This is a genomic window from Streptomyces sp. NPDC006872, from assembly GCF_040635845.1.
Taxonomy (GTDB): Bacteria; Actinomycetota; Actinomycetes; order Streptomycetales; family Streptomycetaceae; genus Streptomyces.
Map to the genome: position 1 here is coordinate 58,349 of NZ_JBEYIL010000014.1, position 21,915 is coordinate 80,263.

The window sequence follows — 21,915 nt, forward strand, 5'->3', positions numbered from 1 at the left end:
ACGACGGGCCCGCGGTCGCCGCGCGGCACCCGCCCCCGGGACGGTCGGCGCCCGACTACCCCTTGACCGCGCCCGTCAGCATGCCCTGCTTGAAGTGGCGCTGGACGAACGGCGATGCGACCGCGACCGGGATCAGCGCCAGGACCATGACGGCCATCTGCAGGCCCAGCGCGGAGAGTTCACCGGTGCGCACGGCCTGCTGAAGACCGGTCGGCGCCTCGGTGTTCTTCTGAACCAGCTGGATGAGCACGTTCTGCAGCGGCATCATCTGCTGGTCGGTGAGATAGATGGAGGCGTTGAACCAGGCGCTCCAGTACCCGACCGCGTAGAACAGCGAGATGACGGCCAGCACGGCCCGCGACAACGGCATGATGATGGTCAGCAGGATGCGCAGGTCGCCGGCCCCGTCGATGCGGGCGGACTCGGTGAGTTCGGGGGAGATCCCCATGAAGAAGGCCCGCAGGACGAGGATGTTGAAGACGCTGACCGCGCTGGGCAGGATCAGGGACAGATAGGTGTCGGTGAGGCCCAGCGACTGCACCAGCAGGTACGTCGGGATGAGCCCGGCGCCGAAGAACATCGTCGCCAGCATGGTCACCAGGAAGAACCGGTGTCCCAGGCTCCCGCGCCGCGACAGCCCGTAGGCCGCGAGCACCGACACCGTCATCGAGAACAGCGTGCCGGCGAGCGTGACGCCGACCGAGACCATGATCGCCCGGCTGACCTGGCCGCCGCTGAGCAGTTCGGTGTAGTTGACGAAGGTGATGCCCTGGGGGATCACGACCAGGCCGCCGACCCGGTCGATCACCGGCTTCGGGGAGAGGCTGGTGACGATCACGATCCACAGCGGAGCGAGCACCCCCAGGCAGCACAGCGCGAGGAAGCCGCCCTTCAAGGTGAGTCCGGCCCTGCCGGGCGGTTCCTCCCATGCGGGGCGGGCGGGAGCCTGGAGGCTGCGGACGAGCTGCGTGTTGAGACTCACTTCTGGTACACCCCCTGCTCGCCCAGCAGATGCGCGAACTTGTTCGCGGCCAGGACGAGGCACACTCCGATGGCTCCCTTGACGAGGCCGACCGCGGCCGCGTAGCTGAAGTCGCCGTTCTGGATACCCATGTTCCACACGTATGTGTCCAGGACCTCGCTGGCCCCGACTCCGACCGCGTCCCGTTGGAGCAGGAACTGCTCGAATCCGACGCTCAGCGCGTCACCGACGCGCAGGACCAGCAGCAACGCGATCACCGGACGCAGCGCGGGCAGCGTCACATGCCACATGCGCCGCCAGCGCCCGGCGCCGTCCATGGCGGCGGCCTCGTAGAGATCGGTGCTGACGGCGGCCAGCGCGGCGAGGAAGACGATGATCCCCCAGCCGGCGTCCTTCCACACGGCCTGGGCGGTGACCAGGTACTTGAAGAGGTTCGCGTCGGTCATCAGGTCGAAGCCGCTCCACCCGTGGTCCTCGAGGGTCTGGGCGATGATGCCCGCGCCGCCGAAGATCTGCTGGAACACGGTGACCACGAGGACCCACGAGAAGAAGTGCGGCAGATACATGATCGCCTGCGCCACGGCCCGGACCCGGGGCCGGATCACACTGTTGATGAGCAGCGCGAGGGCGATGGGGATCGGGAAGAACAGCACCAGTTGGAGCGCGAACAGCAGGATGGTGTTCTTCGTGGCGTCCCAGAACAGCGGGTCGTCGACCATCCGGGAGAACTGCTCCACCCCGACCCAGGGGCTGTGGAAGATCGCCGTGACGCCGTTGCTGGAGACGTACGGGTCGTAGTCCTGGAAGGCGACGACGTTGCCGAGCAGCGGGACGTAGTTGAAGAGCAGGAGCAGCACGATGACGGGCAGTGTCATCAGGATGAGCGTGCGGTCGCGGCGCAGCCGGATCCGCCAGGGGACCCGGGCCGCCTTGCCCGCCTTGCCCAGCCTGCCCGCCTTGCGCGGCGACCGCTCCTTCGCCGTTGCTGCGGCGACCGCGGCCGCCGGTTCCTCGACGGCCGCGGGGGGACGGTTTCCGTCGGGCCTGCTCCCGGCCGTGAGGGACATCAGTTGCCGCTGCCGTTCTGGTCGATGAGCTGCTTGTACCAGTCGCGCAGCTTGTCGCCGCCGGAGGACTTCCAGGTGGAGATGGCGGCCTGTACGTCGGACAGCTTCCGGTTGCCGCGCACGTAGTCGATCTCCAGCTGCTCGAACTGGCTGGAGAGGTTGGCGTAGCGGGTCGGCTCGACGATGTTCATGCCGTAGGTGGACGTCTTCTTCATGAAGGCGCCCATCCGCTGCTGCCACTCGACCTGCTTGCGGGCGATCTCGGGGAAGTCGGGGTGGGCGTAGTAGGCGGCCGGCGCGGACAGCATCACCCAGGCGTTGATGACCTCGGAGTTGCCCAGGTCGGTCTTGACCGGGACGCCGTCCTTGACCGTGTAGTGGGTGCCCTCGACGCCGTAGTCGACGAGCATCCGCTCCTTGGTGCCGTAGGGCGCGGCCGCGAAGTCGGCGGCGGCCAGCGCGTTCTCGATCGTCGTCTTCGAGGCGCCCTTGCGGATCATCGACCAGATGCCGGCGGGCTGGGCCGCCCACAGCGACGGGTCGCCGCCGTCCGCGCCGAAGATGTCCATGCCCTCGATCACGAAGTCCGGGTTGGCCGCGGCCTGTTCGGCGGTCTTGCCGTACCAGGTGGACATGTCGTTGTTGAAGACCAGGATCTGCCCGGCGGTGAACCGCTGGCCCGCGTCGCCCGAGCGCGCCTTGTCGTCGGGGTGGACCACACCCGCGTCGAACAGCTTGCGGGTCCACTCCAGGGCTTCGAGGTACTCGGGCTGCTCGACGCGGTACGTCAGCTTGCCGTCGGAGCCGATGTTCCAGCCGATCGGACCGGAGCCGCGGACACCGAAGATGTTCCACGCGGTCCAGTTCATGTCCCCGCAGGCCCACACCTTGGCCTTGGCGCTGGTGGCCTCCTTGGCCCAGCTGAGGAACTCGTCGGGCGACTTGGGGACGGAGTAGCCCTTCTTGTCGAAGACGTCCTTGCGGTAGTAGGGCACGATGAAGGACGCGGTGGCGGCCGGCATCGGGATGCCGCGCAGCGCGCCGCCGAAGATGCCCATGCGCCAGGCGTCGGAGGGGATCGCGGCCAGGTTCGGGTACTTCTTGACCTTGTCGCCCGCCAGGTAGGGGCCGAGGTCCATGAACTTCGCGGTGACCGCGTTCGCGATCTTGCCGACCAGTTCCCAGCCGGGCACGACCACCATGTCGGGTATGGAGCTGGAGGCGAGGACGGCGCCCAGCTTCTGGCCGTAGGTGTTGCCGTCCTGGTTCTGCCAGGTGATCTTGGTGCCCGCGGCGGCGTCGAGCGCCGTGTAGTAGGCGCAGCCGGCCTTCGGCGGGGAGCCCCAGAACGGGGACATGATCTTGAAGGAGGCGCCGGTGCCGAGCTTCTTCGGGACCGAGGCGGTCAGGGTCGTGAGGTCGACCTTGCCGGTGTAGCCGGCCGACGAACCGTTCTTCGAGGGCAGGTCCGGCTGGGCGACCGTGCTGGCGACGTACGTCGGCAGCAGCTTGTTCGCGTCCTTGCCCGAGGTGGTGCCGTCGCGCGAGCCGCTGTCCGTGCCGCCGCAGGCGGACAGCAGCGGCATCCCTCCCGCCACCGCTGCGGTGGCGACCGCCGTGGAGGCGAGGAAGCTTCTCCGGCTGGGCCCGGAGGAGGCGGAAGCGGCGTTCGGCGTCATTGCGTCAACCCTTCATGGCGCACCAGGACACCCGGCGGTGGCCGTCGGCTGCGGTGTCTTCAGTGGATCTGGCTGAGCTGAAGCGGTCCTCCGACCATTGGCGACCGTTGGCGACCCTTGACGGGGGGCACGGGGGCCAACTCTTCGTCGAAGCGCTTCGATGTTGCTGCGAGGTTAAGTGAAGGGACAGGGGCGCACAAGGGTCGCATCCAAATTCCTCCGAGGTATCGGCGAGTGACCTGTTCTTATGCGCCACTTGAAATAGTGGCGAGGTCTCTTGACACCCACCCCACCGTCGAATGAGCATCGAAGCGCTTCGAAAGAGCCCTCCCCGCTCCACCGCAAAGGGATCCCCACGTGACCGCACACACGCCGCCCACGCCGCCTTTCCGCGATCCGCAGCTGCCGTTCGCGAAGCGCATCGACGATCTGCTGTCCCGGCTGACCCTGGAGGAGAAGGTCTCCTTCCTGCACCAGTTCGCCCCCGCCGTCGAGCGGCTCGGCATCGCCGCGTTCCGCACCGGCCAGGAGGCGCTGCACGGCGTCGCGTGGATGGGCCCGGCCACGGTGTTCCCGCAGGCCGTGGGGTTGGCGGCGAGCTGGAACACGGACCTGGTGCGCCGGGTCGGCGAGGCGGTGTCCAAGGAGGTCCGGGCGATGCGCGCCCGCGACGAGCGCGTCGGCCTCAACGTCTGGTCCCCCACGGTCAATCTGCTGCGCCACCCCCTGTGGGGCCGCAACGAGGAGGGCTACTCCGAGGACCCCGGGCTGACCTCCGCCATCGCCACCGCCTACACGCACGGGCTGCGCGGCGATCATCCGACGTACTGGCGCACGGCCCCGGTCCTCAAGCACTGGCTGGCCCACAACAACGAGACGGGCCGGGACGTCACCTCGTCCTCGGTCCGCCCGCGCGTGCTGCACGAGTACGATCTGCGCGCCTTCCGCGGATGCGTCGAGGCGGGCGCGGTGGCGGGCGTGATGCCCGCCTACAACCTGGTCAACGGCCGGCCGAACCATGTCTCGCCGTATCTGCGCGAGCAGCTGCGCACCTGGACCGACGAGGAGCTCCTGGTCTGCTCGGACGCCAGCGCGCCCTCCAACCTGGTCGACTCCGAGCACTACTTCGACACCCACGAGGAGGCGACGGCGGCGGCGCTGATCGCCGGGGTGGACAGCTTCACCGACCACGGGACCGACGGCTCGAAGATCGTCGCCCGGGTCACCGGCGCCCTGGAGCAGGGCCTGCTGACGGAGGCAGACGTCGACGCGGCGGTCCGCCGCCAGCTCTCGGTCCGCTTCCGGCTGGGCGAGTTCGACCCGCACTACGACCCGCACGCGGGCACCGGCGAGTTCGACACCCCGGCCCATCGCACGCTCGCCGGGGAGGCCGCCGAGCAGGCGATCGTCCTGCTGCGCAACGACGGGGTGCTGCCGCTGGCCGCCGACACCCGGATCGCGGTGGTCGGCCTGCTCGCCGACGAGTGCAAGCTCGACTGGTACAGCGGCACGCTGATCCACCGCTCCACTCCCCTGGAGGGGCTGTACGAGCGGTTCGGCGCGGAGCGCGTGGAGTTCGCGGAGGGCGTGGACCGGGTCCGCCTGCGGACCTCGGCGGACGTCTTCCTGAAGGTCCCCACCGCCCCCGAGGCCACCGACGAGGTGCGCGGCGCGCGGGGCGCCCTCGACCCGGCGCTGCTCGCCGGCCGCACCGACCTCCCGCCGCTGACCACGGACGCCGTCGGCACGGAGTTCGCGCTCGTCGACTGGGGCGAGGACGTGCTGACGCTCCGCGCGCCCGACGGCCGCTACCTCTCCGTCGCCGAGGACGGCTTTCTGCGCGCCGCCGCCGACCAGCCCGGCGGCTGGGTCGTGCAGGAGACGTTCCGGCTCGAACCCCATGGAAACGGTCACCTCCTGCTGCACATGGGAACGGGTCGCCATGTCTGTGTCGCCGCCGACGGCGTCAGGGTTGCCGGGGCGGACGAGCAGAGCGGGGGGAGTCCCGAGGTCTTCGAGCTCATCGTCGTCGAATCCGGCGAGGACGCAGTGACCCGCGTCACGGCCGAGGCCGATGTGGTCGTGGTGGTGGCGGGCAACGATCCGCACATCAACGGCCGTGAGACGGAGGACCGCACGACGCTGCGGCTGCCGCCCCACCAGGAGCGGCTGCTGGCGGCCGCCCGGGCGGCGAACGCGAGGACGGTGCTGGCCCTGGTGTCGGCGTACCCGTACGCGATCGAGCCGGGCCCGCTGTCGGCGGTGCTGTGGACGGCGCACGGCGGCCAGGCCGCGGGCACCGCCCTGGCGCGCGTCCTGGCCGGCGACGTCTCCCCCGCGGGCCGGCTCCCGCAGACCTGGTACGCCGACGACGCCGATCTGCCCGATCTCCTCGACTACGACGTGATCGGCGCCCGCCAGACGTATCTGTACTTCGAGGGCGCTCCCCTGTTCCCGTTCGGGCACGGCCTGTCGTACGCGTCGTTCTCCTACGCCGACCTGGCGGTGCGCGTCGAGGACGGCTCGGCGCACGTCGTCTGCACGGTCGCCAACACCGGCGACCGGGCCGCCGACGAGGTCGTCCAGCTCTACACGCGCGCCGTGGACCCCTCGGTCACCCGACCGCGCCGTGAGCTGCTCGACCACCGCCGGGTGCGGCTCGCCCCGGGCGCGAAGGCGGAGCTGGCCTTCGAGGTCCCGCTGGCCGCGTTCGCGTTCTGGGACGTGGCGCAGGGCCGGTGGCGGCTGGAGTCCGGCCCCTACGACCTGCTGGTCGGCTCGTCCAGCGCGGACATCCGCCTCCGCACGACGGTGACGCTGGAGGGCGAGCCGTCCGCCCCTCGCCCGGTCCGCGGGCGCGGCCTGGCGGCCGTCGACTTCGACGAGCAGAGCGGCGCCGAGATCGTCGACCGTACGAAGACGTCGGGCGACGCGGTGACCCCGGTCGCGGGCGGGACGGGCGAACTGGTCTACCGCGCCTGCGACTTCGGCGCGGCGACGGGGGTGAGCGTGAGCGTGGCCGGCGAGGGCTCGGTGGAGCTCGCCCTGGACGGCGGCCCGGCCCTGGCCGTGCTGACGGTCGACACGCCGACCCCGGGCCCGTACGACTACGTCACCGTCGAAGGACCCTTCCGTGCCGAGGGCGTCCACGATCTGCGCCTCAGGCTGCGCGGCCCGCTACGGCTCGCGCACGTCGGCTTCACCGGTTGAGGGGCCGGCGAGGGCCGACACAGAGAAGGGGCCCGGCACCGGAAGGCATCGGTGCCGGGCCCCTTCTTCGCGGAGCTTATCTGAAAATGGTTCCCATTAGCTAGAGCGCGAGGCCCGTCAGGACCAGGACCCGCTCGTACGTGTAGTCGTCCATCGCGAACTTGACGCCCTCGCGGCCGACGCCGGACTGCTTGACGCCGCCGTACGGCATCTGGTCGGCGCGGTAGGACGGCACGTCGCCGACGACGACACCGCCGACCTCCAGCGCGCGGTGGGCGCGGAAGGCGACCTGGAGGTCATGGGTGAACACGCCCGCCTGGAGGCCGTACTTGGAGTCGTTGACGGCGGCGAAGGCCTCCGCCTCGCCGTCCACCCTGCGCACGGTGAGGACCGGTCCGAAGACCTCCTCGCAGGCGATCGTGGTGTCCGCGGGCACGTCGGCGAGGACGGTCGGCGCGTACGAGGCGCCGTCCCGCTTGCCGCCCGCGAGCAGGGAGGCGCCCGCCGCGACGGCCTCGTCCACCCAGGTCTCGACGCGCTTGGCCGCGTCCTCGCTGACCAGCGGGCCGACGTCCGTGGCGTCGTCGGCGGGGTCGCGGGCCACCTGGGCCTCCACGGCGGCGACGATGCGCGGCAGCAGCCGGTCGTACACGGCGGCGTCCGCGATGACCCGCTGCACGGAGATGCAGGACTGGCCGCCCTGGTAGTTGGAGAAGGTCGCGATACGGCCGGCGGCCCAGTCGAGGTCGGCGTCGGAGGCGTAGTCCCCGAGGACCACGGCCGCGCCGTTGCCGCCCAGCTCCAGGGTGCAGTGCTTGCGCGGCACCGAGTCCATGATCGCGTAGCCGACCTTCTCGGAGCCGGTGAAGGAGATGACCGGCAGCCGCTCGTCCTGGACGAGGGCGGGCATCCGGTCGTTGGAGACCGGCAGGATGCTCCAGGCGCCGGCGGGCAGCTCGGTCTCGGCGAGCAGGTCGCCGATGATCAGGCCGGAGAGCGGGGTCGCCGGGGCGGGCTTCAGGATGATCGGCGCACCGGCCGCGATCGCCGGGGCGATCTTGTGGGCGCACAGGTTCAGCGGGAAGTTGAACGGCGCGATGCCGAGCACGACGCCCTTCGGGAAGCGGCGGGTGAGCGCGAGCCGTCCCTGGCCGCCGAGGTCGGTGTCGAGCCGCTGGGCCTCGCCGCCGTTGAACCGCCGGGCCTCCTCGGCCGCGAACCGGAACACCGAGACCGCGCGCCCGACCTCGCCCCGCGCCCACTTGATCGGCTTGCCGTTCTCGGCGGAGATCAGCTGCGCGATCTCCTCGGTGCGCTCGACGAGACGCCTGCTGACGTGGTCCAGGGCGGCGGCGCGCACATGGGCCGGGGTGGCGGCGAACTCGTCCCGCACGGCGTGGGCGGCGGCGACGGCCTCCTCGACCTGCGCGTCCGTCGGCACGCTGACCTTCCCGACGAGCCGACCGTCCCACGGGGAGGTGACGTCGAAGGTGTCCTCGCCGGTGGCCTGGCGGCCGGCCAGCCAGAAGGCATGGGTGGAAGTCATAGTGGCGTTCCCGGCCCTTCCGCGTTGGGGGTGTCCTGTGGCTTGCGTGCTCCACGGTAGGGGCGGGGAGCCGTAGGAGCGCTTGTCCGAGTCGTACGGGTGGACGGCGAGGGTGCGCCGGATTGGCGGGGTCGGCGGCCGCGCTCCCGCTGCCGTTCCCGTCCCCGTTCGCGCTCCGGCTCCCGCTCCCGCTCCCGCTCCCGCTCCAGGAAGAGCCACAGCGCGCCCAGCAGCACCGTGCACAGGCACCAGCTGGCCACGACGTCCAGCGGCCAGTGGTAGCCCCGCCGGACCAGCCCGAACGAGACGGCCAGTACCAGGAGCGCGCTCACGGCGACGGCCAGCCGCCGGGCGAGCGCCGTGCGCAGCCAGGGCAGCAGGATCAGCACCGCGGAGCCGTAGGCGACGGCCGCCGTCGCCGTGTGCCCGGAGGGGTAGTAGCCGGTGGCCGGCGGCACGGCGGGTGTGCCGGGCCGGTCGGTCCACTCCTTGAGGGGGACGACGATCAGCGGCACCAGCACGAGCAGCGCGAGCGCGGCGACGGACGGCGCCCACCACCGCGCCTCGCCGACCGCCCTCCGCCGCCCCGCCACGTACGCCGCGACCAGCACCAGGACGGGCACCGCGACCGGCACGTTCCCCAGGTCGGCCAGCAGCTCGGAGGCCCGGTCCGGGTGGACGAGGGCGCGGCTGACGCGCTCGTCCACGCCCAGGAGAGGCCCGTCGGCGGCCACCTGCCAGGTGATCAGCGCGAAGAGCAGGGCGGGCAGTCCGAGCAGGCCGAGCAGAAGTGCGCGCGGGCCGGGGCGGGGGCGGGGCGACATGGGCTCCAGCTTGTCAGGAGCGACCGTCGACCGAAAAAAGACCCCGGATCGCATCCGGGGTCCGCTGTGTGGTCCGTACCTGAGAAGGAGGAGAGAAGGAGGTCGGCCATCCCGGAACAGGGGGGGTGGTTCCGGGATGGCCGTCCGGACCGGAATGCCGGCCGCCCCGGGGGGTTTGGGGCGGGCGGCCGTCCGATCGGTGTGGAGATCCGAAGCCGGAAGCTCCGGTTGTGTGCGCGAGGGCACGACCAGGTCGAAGCTGGGGAGGCCCCGGCCTGGGTTCCGTCCACAGTCTCCTGCGGGCGGGGTGTATCTCTCATCTGGGTAGAACGTACGGCAGTGACAGGCGGTGCGACAGGCCGTATCCCGTCCCGCCATCCTCCTCGCACACCTTCTTCACACGCTCTGCGGCGAATAGGAATCCGCTGTGCGACGCGCGAATCGGATCAGGGATCAGATGCGCGCGAAGGCCTGCTCGATGATGTCGAGGCCCTCGGTCAGCAGATCGTCGCCGATGACCAGCGGGGGAAGGAAGCGCAGCACGTTGCCGTAGGTGCCACAGGTCAGGACCAGCAGGCCCTCCTGGTGGCAGGCCTTGGCGAGCGCGGCGGTCGCCGCGGCGTCCGGCTCCTTCGTCGTACGGTCCTTGACCAGCTCGACGGCGATCATCGCGCCCCGGCCCCGGATGTCGCCGATGACCTCGAACTTCTCGGCCATGGCGGTGAGCCGGGCCTTCATGACGGACTCGATGTGCTTCGCCTTGGCGTTGAGGTCGAGCTCCTTCATCGTCTCGATCGCGCCGAGCGCGCCCGCGCAGGCCACCGGGTTGCCGCCGTAGGTGCCGCCCAGGCCGCCCGCGTGCGCCGCGTCCATGATCTCGGCGCGGCCGGTGACGGCGGCGAGCGGCAGACCGCCCGCGATGCCCTTGGCCGTCGTGATCAGGTCCGGGACGATCCCCTCGTCCTCGCAGGCGAACCACTGGCCGGTGCGGCAGAAGCCCGACTGGATCTCGTCGGCGACGAAGACGATGCCGTGGTCGGACGCGAACTTGCTGATGGCCGGAAGGAAGCCCTTGGCCGGCTCGATGAAGCCGCCCTCGCCGAGCACCGGCTCGATGATGATCGCGGCGACGTTCTCCGCGCCGATCTGCTTGTTGATCATGTCGATGGCCTGGGCGGAGGCCTCGGCGCCGGCGTTCTCCGGGCCGGTCAGCCAGCGGTAGCCGTAGGCGACCGGGACACGGTAGACCTCGGGCGCGAACGGGCCGAAGCCCTGCTTGTACGGCATGTTCTTGGAGGTGAGCGCCATCGTCAGGTTCGTCCGGCCGTGGTAGCCGTGGTCGAAGACGACGACCGCCTGGCGCTTGGTGTACGCCCGGGCGATCTTGACGGCGTTCTCGACGGCCTCGGCGCCGGAGTTGAACAGCGCGGACTTCTTGGCGTGGTCGCCCGGGGTGAGCTCGGCGAGGGCCTCGGCGACCTCCACATAGCCCTCGTACGGCGTGACCATGAAACAGGTGTGGGTGAAGTCGGCGAGCTGGGCCGTGGCCCGGCGTACGACGGCCTCGGCGGAGGCGCCGACGGAGGTCACCGCGATGCCGGAGCCGAAGTCGATCAGGCGGTTGCCGTCGACGTCCTCGATGATGCCGCCGCCCGCGCGCTTGGTGAAGACGGGCAGCACGGAGCCCACCCCGGCCGCGACCGCGGCGGTGCGGCGGGCCTGCAGTTCCTGCGACTTCGGGCCGGGGATGGCGGTGACGACGCGGCGCTCCTGCGGAAGGGCGGTCATGAGGGGCTCCTGGGGTTTCGCGGACACTGCTCTGCGGACACGTGCCTTCTTTTCTCGCAGGCTAGGACGGGGAGCGGGGGGTGCGCATGCTCCAAGTGGGCGGTGTCGGCGGGGCGGCTTGTCCGTCGTGGACAGTGCCGTCGGCCGGTGATCGTCGCGGGCCCGGCCGCGTAAACGGTGAACTCCCGTTGTGGGCGCGTTAGATTGACTCGCGAACGGCACACGGAACGGCTGGTCAGGGGGCAGGGGCGATGGACAGCGACGGGACGCAGGACATGCGGGGTACGCATGCGAATCCTGTGCCGCGCCCGGCGGGACCGCCGCAGGTGCCGCCACGGCCCGCGCAGGCCCCGGCCGCACGGCCCTCCTCCCCGTCCGTCGCCGAATGGCTGGACGAGGAACGGCCGGCCGCCAAGCCCGGCATCTGGCGGTTCGGGTACCGGCTGCCGAAGGCGGCGGCCCGGGCGGCGGAGCGGCTCGCGCCCGTGACGGTCGTCGGGATGCTGGTACCGCTGATCGTGGCGCTGGTGCTGTGGTCGCTGTGGCGGCGGGGCGCGCTGCCGTACCAGTTCACTCTGCTGCGGCTGTTCACCCCGGAGGACTGGTGGTGGGGCGGCACGATCGCCTCCCCGAAGACCACGGAGGGCGCGGAGGCGCGGGTGGTCTACGACGGCGTCTTCTTCGCCGTCCTCGTCTACGCGATGGGCCGACTGGGCAGCTGGCCGCACGTGGTGCGGCACTTCGTCGGCCGCCGGCCGCAGCCCGCCCGCGCCCTGCTCGCCCTGTTCGGCGCGCTGGCCACGCTGAGTTTCGTGTTCCCCGACGCCTTCGGGGTCGGCTGGGACCCGCTGCCGGTCATCGACCCGCTGTTCTCGCTCGTGGTGCTGATCTCCGGCAGCTACGAACTGTTCGCCTCCTGGCTGTTCACGAACTCGCTGTACGCGGTCATCACGCTGCTGGTGGTGTGGCCGTTCGCGAAGGTCGGCGGCTGGTGGCCGTATGCGAAGGAACGGCTCGCCGCCCGGCACGGCGGGCCCGACCACAAAGTGCCCGCCGCCGAACGACCGCGTGCCCAGTGGCCCGAGCTGCGCGACGCGGGACAGAACGAGGCGGCCGAGCTGCTCACCGGCGAGGTCAGGGCCGGCCGGATGAACGACGTGGACTGCGTGCGCGTGCGCCGGGCGTGGACGGCGGGGCTCGCGGACTTCCGGGAGACCGTGCTGCGGCAGGGCGGCGCGGCCTGGACCCATCCTTCCGGCGCCCGCGACCTGCCCCGGCGCGGCGCACGCCACGATCTGCTCGCCGGCCAGGTGCGCATCGGCCGCTGGGCGGCCGCCGAGCGCACCCCGGTCGGCTACCGGGACGCGGGCGCCGCGCTCGGCCCGGACGTGCTGGGCACCTCGCTGCTCGCGGTCGGGCCGTCCGGTTCCGGCAAGACGCGGACCCTGCTCGAACCGCTGACCGAGGCGCTGGCCCTGCAGGCGCTCACCGGGGCGTGCGCCGTCGTCGCGGTGTCGTCGCCCGGCGGCGGCCCGCTCGGCTCGGACTCCGCCTTCGATGTGATCGTCCGGATCGGCGACCCGTCGTCCGTGCACGACCTGGACCCGTACGCGGGCTCCGACGACCCCGACGAGGCGGCCGGGATCCTCGCCGAGGCGCTGGTCGGGGACCTCGACGCGGTGAGCGGGCAGGGCGCGGCCACGGCGCTCGCCCAGCTGCTGGGCCCCTACCGGGCGGCGCACGGCCGCTTCCCCACGCTCCCCGAGCTGCGCGAGCTCCTGGAGGGCGAGCCGGGCGCGCTGTCCGCGCTGCGCGAGGCGGTGGCCGACGACGACGTTCAGCGCCGTGAGCTGGAGGCGCGCATCCGCCAGACCGGGACGGCGGGCGACGCGGGCCGTTCGCTCGCCGACCGGCTGGCGCTGCTGAACCGTCCGGTGTTCACGGAGTTCTTCGGCGGGGGCGGCGACGCGCACCGGGCGTTCTCCCTGCGCGCCGTCGCCCATCACCCGCTGCGGGTCCGCGTCGACCTGCCCGAGCGGGGCCACGAGGAGGCCGCCCGGCTGATCACCCGGCTGGTCCTCGCCCAGTTCCACACCGTCGTGCGCGAACGGCGCGACCACTTCGCCTGTCTGGTCCTGGACGACGCCACGGGGACGATCACCGACGGATCGGTGCGCCGACTGCAGCGGCTGCGCTCGCAGAACGCGGGCGTGGTGCTCGCGCTGCGCACCGTCGGCGACGTCCCCGAGGCGCTGCACGGGCCGCTGTACGGGGCGGTCGGCTGCCGGATGGCGTTCTCCGGCATCACGACCTGGGACGGCAGCAGGTTCGCGCAGACCTGGGGCACCGAGTGGGTGGAGACCACGGAGGTCGCCAAGCACACGGTCTTCGCCGACCAGCCGATGACCCGCGCCATCCACGCGCTGCGCAAGCTGGTGACCGGCAAGGCGGTGACCACGGACGCGGTGACCGTGCGCCAGGTCGAGCGGGAGCGGTGGTCGGCGTCCCAGCTGGCGCACGAGGTCCCGCCCGGGCACGCGGTGCTGTCCCTGACGAGCGTGCGGGGCGAGCACGCACCGCCGCTGCTGGTGGACCTGCGCGGCTGAAGAGCCCCCTGGGACTCCGCCGGTGAGGCAGAATCGAGGCAGGCCGTTCATACGCGGTGGCCAAATGATCACGCTCTCCCACTGAAGGCTCCATGACCCCCACGCTCGCCTCGCTCGTCCATCACTCCGCGCTGAAGCTCACCGTGCGGGCGGGCGAAGGGCGGCTGGACGTGCCGGTGCGCTGGGCGCACGTCAGCGAGCTCGCGGACCCCGTGCCGTATCTGGAGGGCGGGGAACTGCTGCTGATCACCGCGCTCAAGCTGGACGCGGAGGATCCGCAGGCCATGCGGCGCTATGTGCGGCGGCTGGCCAAGGCGGGCGTGGTCGGGCTCGGCTTCGCCGTCGGCGTCAACTACGAGGAGATCCCGAAGGCGCTGGTGGACGCGGCCGAGGAAGAGGGCCTGCCGCTGCTGGAGGTGCCGCGTCGCACCCCCTTCATCGCGATCAGCAAGGCGGTGTCGGCGGCGATCGCGGCCGACCAGTACCGGGCGGTGACCGCCGGGTTCGCGGCCCAGCGCGAGCTGACCAAGCAGGCGTCGACGGACGGCCCGCAGGGGCTGCTCGGCGCGCTCGCCGCGCAGGTCGACGGGTGGGCGGCGCTGTACGACGCCTCGGGCGCCGTCGTGGCGGCCGCGCCGGAGTGGGCGGGCCGCCGGGCCGCGCGGCTCACGGCGGAGGTGGAACGGCTGCGGGAGCGGCCCGCCCCGGCCTCGGCGGTGGTCGGGGGCGACGGCGGACCGGAGCACCCCGAGCAGGACGACCGGGTCGAGCTGCACTCCCTGGGCACCGGCCGGCGACCGCGCGCCGCGCTCGCCGTCGGCACCGCGTCGGCCCTCGGCACCGCCGAGCGGTACGCCGTCCACTCGGCGATCGCCCTGCTCACCCTCACCACGGAACGCTCCCGCCCGCTGCACGCGGCGCAGCAGCGGATCGGCGAAGCGGTGCTGCGCATGCTGCTGGCGGGCGAACCGGACCACGCGCGGGCCGTGGCCGGCGATCTGTACGGCGATCTGCTGGACGCCCCGTTCCGGGTGCTGCTCGCCGAGCCGGCGTCGACGTCGGCGTCAGCGTCGGCCGACCCGTCCGGTGACCCCTTCGGCGACCTCGTCGAGACGGTCGAGTCGGCGGCCGCCCGGGCCGGGGAGGCCGTCCTGGCGGTGCCCGAGGGCGGCCGGCTGGTGGCGCTGGTCAGGGACTCAGGCGCGGCCGCGGCGGCCTGCGCACGGTCCTTCGGGGACGGCGCGCCCGATCCCGCCGACGAGAACGGGCTCGTCGTGGGCCTGTCCGCACCGGCCGGTCCGATCGCGGCGGCAGCGGCGTACAAGCAGGCGGAGCAGGCGCTGTCCGTGGCGCGGCGCAGGGGCCGGGTCTTCGTGGAGCACGAGCAGCTCGCGGCGGGCTCCGTCCTGCCGCTCCTCGCGGACGACGCGGTGAAGGCGTTCGCGGACGGCCTGCTGCGCGCCCTGCACGACCATGACGCGACCGGCCGCGGCGACCTGGTGGCCTCCCTGCGCGCCTGGCTCTCCCGCCACGGCCAGTGGGACGCGGCGGCGGCCGACCTCGGCGTCCACCGCCACACCCTGCGCTACCGGATGCGCCGGGTGGAGGAGATCCTCGGCCGCTCCCTGGACGACCCGGACGTACGGATGGAGCTGTGGCTGGCCCTGAAGGCGACGTCGTCGGACTAGCCCCGACCAGGCCGGTGGCCGGGGTGGCCGGGACGGCAAGCGGCTGGGCAGCGCCCTGAAGGGGCGCGGGGCGCTGACATCTGCGGCTCCGCCCGAGCAGGTCGGACGAATTCAACTGCGGTACGGGCAGCACCCTAAAGGGGCGCGGGGAACTGCGCGACCAGCCACGATGAAGCCGCACCCGACCGACGACAGCCCCGGCACCGCCCAAGCGGGTAGGGCGAAGTCAGCTGCGGTACGGCAGCGCCCCGAAGGGGCGCGGGGCGCTGACATCTGCGGCTCCGCCGCGCGGGCGCGACCGGCCACGATGGCGCCGCACCCGACCGACGACAGCCCCCGGCACCGGCTAGTCGGCCAGGCCGGCGGCCGCCTCGTGCATCGCCAGTTCGAGGAGCGCCGCGTCGGTCAGGGTGCCGGTGCCGTCCGGTGGGACCAGCCAGCGCACGCTCCCGGTCGAGCGACCCGGATACGGCACGACGATCCAGGTGCCGGAGCCGGCCGTGCGGATGCCGGTGCCGAGCCAGCGGGCTGCCGTGCCGGGCGCCACGAAGAAACCCATGCGGTCGTCTCCGAAGTCGACGAGCACGGGGCCCGGTCGGTCGAGGATCCGGGTGAGGACGTCGAGGGTGGGATAGCCGAGCCGGCCCGGCAGGATGAGTACGTCCCAGGCCCGGCCCGCGGGCAGCAGCACCACCCCCATCGGGTTGCGCTCCCATTCCCAGCGGCATGCCTCGGGATCCGGTGCGACGGATGTCAGCCATTCGACTGCCGTCTTCGCCCCAGCCATGTGAAGACCTCCCTTTCCCTTCTGGACGCGATCGCGTCAGGAGGGAGAGGGAGGTCCGGGGCGAGCATTACGCGGGTTTCGACGACCCGTAGGGGTGAACCAGGTCACACCTCGTCGGGCAGGCGTCAGCTGTCGAAGCCCAGGCCCAGTCTGTCCATCGTCTTCAACCACAGGTTGCGGCGGCCGGCGTGCGCGTCCGCGCGGGCCAGCGACCACTTGGTGAGGGCGATACCGGTCCAGGCGAACGGCTCGGGCGGGAACGGCAGCGGCTTCTTGCGGACCATCGCCAGCCGTGTGCGCTCGGTGCTCTCGCCCGCGAGCAGGTCGAGCATCACCTCGGCCCCGAACCGGGTCGCCCCGACGCCCAGGCCCGTGTACCCGGCCGCGTACGCCGTCCTCCCCTGGTGGGCCGTGCCGAAGAACGCGGAGAAGCGCGAGCAGGTGTCGATCGCGCCGCCCCACGCGTGCGTGAAGCGCACGCCCTCCAGCTGCGGGAAGCAGGTGAAGAAGTGCCCGGCGAGCTTGGCGTAGGTCTCCGGCCGGTCGTCGTACTCGGCGCGCACCCGGCCCCCGTAGGGGTAGACGGCGTCGTACCCGCCCCACAGGATCCGATTGTCGGCGGACAGCCGGAAGTAGTGGAACTGGTTGGCCGAGTCCCCGAGGCCCTGCCGGTTCTTCCAGCCGATCGAGGCGAGCTGCCCGGCGGTCAGCGGTTCGGTCATCAGCGCGTAGTCGTAGACCGGGACCGTGTAGGCCCGCACCCGCTTGACCAGGTTGGGGAAGACGTTCGTGCCGAGCGCGACCTGCCGGGCGCGGACCTGCCCGTAGGGGGTGCGGACGGCCATCCCTGCGCCGTACGGCTGCAGCGTCAGGGCGGGGGTGTGCTCGTAGACGCGGACTCCGAGCCGGACGCACGCCTGCTTCAGGCCCCAGGCCAGCTTGGCGGGGTGGAGCATGGCCACCCCGCGGCGGTCGTGCAGTCCCGCCTCGAAGGTGGGCGAGGCGACCTGTTCGCGCACCGCGTCCGCGTCGAGGAACTCGATGCCGTCGGCGAGGCCCTTGCGTTCGAGCTCCTCGTACCAGTCGCGCAGTTCCCACGCCTGGTACGTCTCGGTGGCGACGTCGATCTCGCCGGTGCGCTCGAAGTCGCAGTCGATGCCGTGCCGGGCGATCGCCGCCTCGATCTCGTCGAGGTTGCGTCCGCCCAGCTCCTGGAGCGTGTGGATCTCGTCGGGCCAGCGGGCCAGCCCGTTGGGCAGTCCGTGGGTGAGGGAGGCGGCGCAGAAGCCCCCGTTGCGGCCCGAGGCGGCCCAGCCCACCTCGCGGCCCTCCAGCAGCACCACGTCCCGCCCCGGCTCGCGCTCCTTGGCTACGAGCGCGGTCCACAGGCCGCTGTATCCGCCCCCGACGACCAGCAGGTCGCAGCTCTCGGGGCCGGTGAGCGCCGGCTCGGGGTGGGGCTTGGCGGAGTCCTCCAGCCAGTACGGGACCGGTTGTGCGTCGGAAAGGGAATTGATCCACCGGTTCACGGAGATCACGCCTTCTGCTTGCGGCGGCGGTTTCCGATGACCATCGAGAAAAGGACCAGCAGTACGGCGACCAGGAACATCGCCGTGCCGATGACGTTGATCTGCACCGGCGTTCCGCGCTGTGCCGAACCCCAGACGAACATGGGGAAGGTGACGGTCGAGCCGGCGTTGAAATTGGTGATGATGAAATCGTCGAAGGAGAGCGCGAAGGCGAGCAGCGCGCCCGCGGCGATTCCGGGGGCGGCGATGGGCAGGGTGACCCTGACGAAGGTCTGCGCGGGACCGGCGTAGAGGTCGCGGGCGGCCTCCTCCAGGCGCGGGTCCATGGACATCACGCGTGCCTTGACCGCCGTCACGACGAAGCTGAGGCAGAACATGATGTGCGCGATGAGGATCGTCCAGAAGCCGAGCTGTGCGCCCAGGTTGAGGAACAGGGTGAGCAGCGAGGCGGCCATGACGACCTCGGGCATCGCCATCGGCATGAAGATCAGCGAGTTGACGGCGCCCCGCGCGCGGAAGCGGTAGCGGACCAGCGCGAAGGCGATCATCGTGCCGAGGACGGTCGCGCCGATGGTCGCCCAGATGGCGATCTGGAGGCTGAGCGACAGCGAGCCGCACAGGCCCGAGACCCCGCACGGGTCTTTCCAGGCGTCCGTGGAGAACTGCTGCCAGGTGTAGTTGAAGCGGCCCTTCGGTTTATTGAAGGAGAACACCGTGACGACGATGTTCGGCAGGAGGAGATACGAGAGCGTGATGAGTCCCGCGATGACCACGAAATGGCGCTTGAGCCAGTTGACGAAGAACATTTAGACCAGATCCTCCGTCCCGGACCTGCGGATGTAGAAAGTGACCATGAAGAGGATCGCGGCCATGAGAATGAAGGAGAGGGCCGCGGCCGTCGGATAGTCCAGGACGTTCAGGAACTGCGTCTGGATCACGTTTCCGATCATGCGGGTGTTGGTGCTGCCGAGGAGTTCCGCGTTGACGTAGTCGCCGGCCGCCGGGATGAAGGTCAGCAGCGTGCCGGAGACGACGCCGGGCATCGAGAGCGGGAAGGTGACCCTGCGGAAGGTGGTGCTCGGCTTGGCGTAGAGGTCGCCGGCCGCCTCGTGCAGCCGACCGTCGATGCGCTCCAGCGAGGAGTACAGCGGCAGGATCATGAACGGCAGGAAGTTGTACGTCAGACCGCAGACCACCGCGAGCGGCGTGGCCAGGACCCGGTCCCCGGCGGTCCAGCCCAGCCAGCTGGTGACGTCCAGGATGTGCAGCGTGTTGAGGGCCCCGACGACCGGGCCGCCGTCCGCGAGGATCGTCTTCCAGGCGAGGGTGCGGATCAGGAAGCTGGTGAAGAACGGCGCGATCACCAGGATCATGATCAGGTTCCGCCAGCGTCCCGCGCGGAAGGCGATCAGATAGGCCAGCGGGTAGCCGAGGATCAGACAGAGGATCGTCGCGGAGCCGGCGTACAGGATCGAGCGCAGGAACTGCGGCCAGTACTCGCTCAGCGCGTCCCAGTAGGTCGCGAAGTGCCAGGTGACCTTGTAGCCCTCCTCCAGGGAGCCCGTCTGCACGGAGGTGGAGGCCTGGTAGAGCATCGGCAGCGCGAAGAACACGATCAGCCAGAGCAGACCGGGCAGCAGCAGCCAGTACGGCGTCCAGCGCCCGCGTCGGCGAGGCGGCTTGCTCTCGGGGGCCGTCGGGGAGAGAGGCGGGGGCGCCTCGGTGAGCGTCGCCATCTCAGACCGCCGCCTCTTCCTGGATGCCGGCGTCGATGTCCTGGGCGGCGTCCAGACCGAAGGTGTGGGCCGGGTTCCAGTGCAGGACGACGTCGGCGCCGGGTGTGAGGCGGGCGTCGCGGTCGATGTTCTGGACGTAGACCTCGAACTCCGGGCAGACCTGGCTGTCGATCACGTACTGCGTCGAGACGCCGATGAACGACGAGTCGGCGATCTTCCCGGTGATGCGGTTGCGGCCCTCGGGGACCTCGCCCGCGTCGTCGGCGTGGGTGAGGGAGATCTTCTCCGGGCGGACGCCGACCAGCACCTTGCCGCCGGCCGTCGTCGGCGCGGAGCAGCGCGCCTCGGGCAGGACGAGTTTGCCGTCGCCCGCCTTCAGCACGATGTCGTCGCCGCTCTTGGAGTCGACCTCGGCCTCGATGAGGTTGGAGGTGCCGAGGAAGTTGGCGACGAACGTGGTGTGCGGGTTCTCGTAGAGGTCCGCCGGGGAGCCGAGCTGTTCGACGCGGCCCGCGTTCATCACGGCGACCGTGTCGGCCATGGTCATGGCCTCCTCCTGGTCGTGCGTGACGTGCACGAAGGTGATGCCGACCTCGGTCTGGATGCGCTTGAGCTCCAGCTGCATCTGGCGGCGCAGCTTGAGGTCGAGGGCGCCGAGCGGCTCGTCGAGGAGGAGCACCTTGGGCGTGTTGATCAGCGCGCGGGCCACGGCGACGCGCTGCTGCTGACCGCCGGAGAGCTGGTGCGGCTTCTTGCGCGCCTGCTCGCCGAGCTGGACGAGCTCCAGCATGTCCTCGACCTGCTTCTTCACGCTCTTGATGCCGCGCCGGCGCAGACCGAAGGCGATGTTCTCGAAGATGTCGAGGTGCGGGAAGAGCGCGTAGGACTGGAAGACGGTGTTCACCGGGCGCTTGTAGGGCGGCAGCGCGGTGACGTCCTGGTCGCCGAGGTGGACGGTCCCGGAGGAAGGTTCCTCCAGGCCGGCGATCATGCGCAGGGTGGTGGTCTTGCCGCAGCCGGAGGCGCCGAGCAGGGCGAAGAACGAGCCCTGTGGGACGGTCAGGTCGAGCGGCTGGACGGCGGTGAAGGAGCCGTAGGTCTTGCTGATGCCGGTCAGGCGGACGTCGCCGCCGCCGTTGTTGGTCGTCTTCATCGTCGTCACGCCCCAGTGAGCTTCGCGAACTTGGCTTCGTAGTCGGTCTCTTCCTTCGAGCTCAGGGAGCGGAAGGAGTGCGACTTCGCCTGCATGGCCTTGTCGGGGATGATCAGCGGGTTGTTCGCCGCATCCTCGTCGATCTTCGCGAGCGCCGCCTGCACACCGTCCACGGGACAGACGTAGTTGATGTAGGCGGCGAGCTCGGCGGCCGGCTCCGGCTCGTAGTAGTAGTCCATGAGCCGTTCGGCGTTCGTCTTGTGACGCGCCTTGTTGGGGATCAGCATGTTGTCGCTGGACGTCAGATATCCGCTGTCCGGGATGACGAAGTCGACGTCGGGGCTGTCCGCCTTGAGCTGGACGACGTCACCGGCCCAGGCGATGCAGGCCGCGAAGTCGCCGCTGGTGATGTCGGACGTGTAGTCGTTGCCGGTGAAGCGGCGGATCTGGCCGCTGTCGACGCCCTTCTGCAGACGGGCGATGGCCGCGTCGTAGTCGTCGTCGGTGAAGTTCGCCGGGTCCTTGCCCATGTCCAGCAGGGTCATGCCCATGCTGTCGCGCATCTCGGTGAGGAAGCCGACCCGGCCCTTGAGCTTGGGGTTGTCGAGCAGGTCGGAGACCGACTTCACCTCGACGCCGTCCAGCGCCTTCTTGTTGTAGGCGATGACGGTGGAGATGCCCTGCCAGGGGTACGAGTACGCCCGGCCCGGGTCCCAGTCGGGGCTGCGGAACTGCTGGGACAGGTTGGCGTAGGCGTGCGGCAGGTTGGCGGCGTCCAGTTTCTGAACCCAGCCGAGGCGGATGAGGCGGCCGGCCAGCCAGTCGGTGAGGACGATCAGGTCGCGGCCGGTGTCCTGGCCCGCGGCGAGCTGCGGCTTGATCTTGCCGAAGAACTCGTTGTTGTCGTTGATGTCCTCGGTGTACTTGACCTTGATGCCGGTCCGCTCGGTGAAGGCGTCGAGGGTGGGGTGGCGCTTGCCGCTGTCGTCGACGTCCATGTACTCGGTCCAGTTGGAGAAGTTGACGGTCTTCTCCTTCGCCGAGTAGTCGTCGGCGGACGTGCCGCCCTCGGTCTTGCCGGCCGCGGGGATCCCGCAGCCGCTCAGCGCTCCGAGGCCGCCCAGGGTGAGCGCGCCGCCGGCGGAGGCGCGCAGCAGCGAGCGGCGGGTCATGGCCGCCCTGCCGTTGCGGAAGCTGCGCCGTATGGCGGCCAGTTGGGCCGGGCTCAGGCGGTCGGGCTCGTACTGCTCCATGCTCGTGGTGCCCTTTCGGGAGGTCCGGCCGTGGTCGGCGGCCGATCTTCGCTGATGAGTCGTCGCT

At 71.1% G+C, this 21,915-nt stretch carries 15 protein-coding genes; 3 read left to right on the forward strand and 12 right to left on the reverse strand.

What is annotated here, in order from left to right:
- Positions 1-55: 55 nt before the first annotated feature.
- Genes ABZ725_RS34870 through ABZ725_RS34880 form a run of 3 tightly spaced genes read right to left on the reverse strand, consistent with a single transcriptional unit; the run spans position 56 to position 3,728 of the window.
- Positions 56-982: a carbohydrate ABC transporter permease gene (locus ABZ725_RS34870; RefSeq protein WP_358806456.1), complete on the reverse strand. Its 927-nt coding sequence runs from the start codon at positions 980-982 to the stop codon at positions 56-58.
- Entirely contained in the window at positions 979-2,049 is a 1,071-nt protein-coding gene (locus ABZ725_RS34875; RefSeq protein ID WP_358806457.1) for an ABC transporter permease subunit, read from the reverse strand. The genes ABZ725_RS34870 and ABZ725_RS34875 overlap by 4 nt, the downstream gene beginning before the upstream one ends.
- A complete protein-coding gene (locus ABZ725_RS34880) occupies positions 2,049-3,728 on the reverse strand; it encodes an extracellular solute-binding protein (protein WP_358806458.1) in 1,680 nt (559 codons plus the stop codon). The genes ABZ725_RS34875 and ABZ725_RS34880 overlap by 1 nt, the downstream gene beginning before the upstream one ends.
- Before the next feature lie 357 nt (positions 3,729-4,085).
- Here ABZ725_RS34880 and ABZ725_RS34885 point away from each other — a divergent pair, with 357 nt between their 5' ends.
- Complete coding sequence (locus ABZ725_RS34885; protein WP_358806459.1) at positions 4,086-6,938, forward strand: glycoside hydrolase family 3 C-terminal domain-containing protein; 2,853 nt, start codon at positions 4,086-4,088, stop codon at positions 6,936-6,938.
- Positions 6,939-7,038: 100 nt separating this feature from the next.
- On the opposite strand, the gene ABZ725_RS34890 is transcribed toward ABZ725_RS34885, so the two are convergent.
- The 3 genes from ABZ725_RS34890 to gabT all read right to left on the reverse strand — a co-directional run bounded on the left by ABZ725_RS34890 (position 7,039) and on the right by gabT (position 11,096).
- The gene (locus ABZ725_RS34890) at positions 7,039-8,484 is read right to left on the reverse strand and encodes an aldehyde dehydrogenase family protein (protein WP_358806460.1); all 1,446 of its coding nucleotides are present in this window, start codon (positions 8,482-8,484) and stop codon (positions 7,039-7,041) included.
- Positions 8,481-9,308 carry a phosphatase PAP2 family protein gene (locus ABZ725_RS34895; RefSeq protein WP_358806461.1) on the reverse strand — a complete coding sequence of 276 codons (828 nt, stop codon included), beginning with the start codon at positions 9,306-9,308 and terminating at the stop codon, positions 8,481-8,483. The genes ABZ725_RS34890 and ABZ725_RS34895 overlap by 4 nt, the downstream gene beginning before the upstream one ends.
- A 453-nt stretch (positions 9,309-9,761) precedes the next feature.
- The gene (gabT, locus tag ABZ725_RS34900; RefSeq protein ID WP_358806462.1) at positions 9,762-11,096 is read right to left on the reverse strand and encodes a 4-aminobutyrate--2-oxoglutarate transaminase; all 1,335 of its coding nucleotides are present in this window, start codon (positions 11,094-11,096) and stop codon (positions 9,762-9,764) included.
- A gap of 251 nt (positions 11,097-11,347) precedes the next feature.
- On the opposite strand from gabT, the gene ABZ725_RS34905 reads away from it, so the two are divergent.
- A complete protein-coding gene (locus ABZ725_RS34905; protein WP_358806463.1) occupies positions 11,348-13,702 on the forward strand; it encodes an ATP/GTP-binding protein in 2,355 nt (784 codons plus the stop codon).
- A 92-nt stretch (positions 13,703-13,794) separates the two neighbouring features.
- Positions 13,795-15,390 (forward strand): PucR family transcriptional regulator, encoded by a 1,596-nt coding sequence (locus ABZ725_RS34910; protein ID WP_358806464.1) that lies wholly within the window; start codon positions 13,795-13,797, stop codon positions 15,388-15,390.
- A gap of 346 nt (positions 15,391-15,736) precedes the next feature.
- Here the strand turns inward: ABZ725_RS34910 and ABZ725_RS34915 are convergent, their stop codons facing one another.
- The 6 genes from ABZ725_RS34915 to ABZ725_RS34940 form a co-directional block, all read right to left on the reverse strand.
- Positions 15,737-16,177, reverse strand: a complete 441-nt coding sequence (locus ABZ725_RS34915) for a hypothetical protein (RefSeq protein WP_358806465.1) — start codon at positions 16,175-16,177, stop codon at positions 15,737-15,739.
- 125 nt (positions 16,178-16,302) lie between these two features.
- The gene (locus ABZ725_RS34920) at positions 16,303-17,706 is read right to left on the reverse strand and encodes an FAD-dependent oxidoreductase (protein ID WP_358806597.1); all 1,404 of its coding nucleotides are present in this window, start codon (positions 17,704-17,706) and stop codon (positions 16,303-16,305) included.
- 5 nt (positions 17,707-17,711) lie between these two features.
- Positions 17,712-18,512, reverse strand: coding sequence for an ABC transporter permease (locus ABZ725_RS34925; RefSeq protein WP_358806466.1), 801 nt, complete (start codon positions 18,510-18,512; stop codon positions 17,712-17,714).
- Positions 18,513-19,442: an ABC transporter permease gene (locus tag ABZ725_RS34930; RefSeq protein ID WP_358806467.1), complete on the reverse strand. Its 930-nt coding sequence runs from the start codon at positions 19,440-19,442 to the stop codon at positions 18,513-18,515.
- Between the two features lies 1 nt (position 19,443).
- Positions 19,444-20,604 (reverse strand): ABC transporter ATP-binding protein, encoded by a 1,161-nt coding sequence (locus tag ABZ725_RS34935; protein ID WP_358806468.1) that lies wholly within the window; start codon positions 20,602-20,604, stop codon positions 19,444-19,446.
- Positions 20,601-21,848, reverse strand: a complete 1,248-nt coding sequence (locus ABZ725_RS34940) for a spermidine/putrescine ABC transporter substrate-binding protein (protein ID WP_358806469.1) — start codon at positions 21,846-21,848, stop codon at positions 20,601-20,603. Before ABZ725_RS34940 ends, ABZ725_RS34935 begins: the two co-directional genes overlap by 4 nt.
- Positions 21,849-21,915: the final 67 nt, after the last annotated feature.

Coding starts and splice junctions, on each gene's coding strand:
- ABZ725_RS34925 (WP_358806466.1), bottom strand. CDS start 18,512: ATGTTCTTCGTCAACTGGCTCAAGCGCCATTTCGTGGTCATCGCGGGA.
- ABZ725_RS34890 (WP_358806460.1), bottom strand. CDS start 8,484: ATGACTTCCACCCATGCCTTCTGGCTGGCCGGCCGCCAGGCCACCGGC.
- ABZ725_RS34910 (WP_358806464.1), top strand. CDS start 13,795: ATGACCCCCACGCTCGCCTCGCTCGTCCATCACTCCGCGCTGAAGCTC.
- ABZ725_RS34875 (WP_358806457.1), bottom strand. CDS start 2,049: ATGTCCCTCACGGCCGGGAGCAGGCCCGACGGAAACCGTCCCCCCGCG.
- ABZ725_RS34895 (WP_358806461.1), bottom strand. CDS start 9,308: ATGTCGCCCCGCCCCCGCCCCGGCCCGCGCGCACTTCTGCTCGGCCTG.
- ABZ725_RS34905 (WP_358806463.1), top strand. CDS start 11,348: ATGGACAGCGACGGGACGCAGGACATGCGGGGTACGCATGCGAATCCT.
- gabT (WP_358806462.1), bottom strand. CDS start 11,096: ATGACCGCCCTTCCGCAGGAGCGCCGCGTCGTCACCGCCATCCCCGGC.
- ABZ725_RS34930 (WP_358806467.1), bottom strand. CDS start 19,442: ATGGCGACGCTCACCGAGGCGCCCCCGCCTCTCTCCCCGACGGCCCCC.
- ABZ725_RS34915 (WP_358806465.1), bottom strand. CDS start 16,177: ATGGCTGGGGCGAAGACGGCAGTCGAATGGCTGACATCCGTCGCACCG.
- ABZ725_RS34880 (WP_358806458.1), bottom strand. CDS start 3,728: ATGACGCCGAACGCCGCTTCCGCCTCCTCCGGGCCCAGCCGGAGAAGC.
- ABZ725_RS34940 (WP_358806469.1), bottom strand. CDS start 21,848: ATGGAGCAGTACGAGCCCGACCGCCTGAGCCCGGCCCAACTGGCCGCC.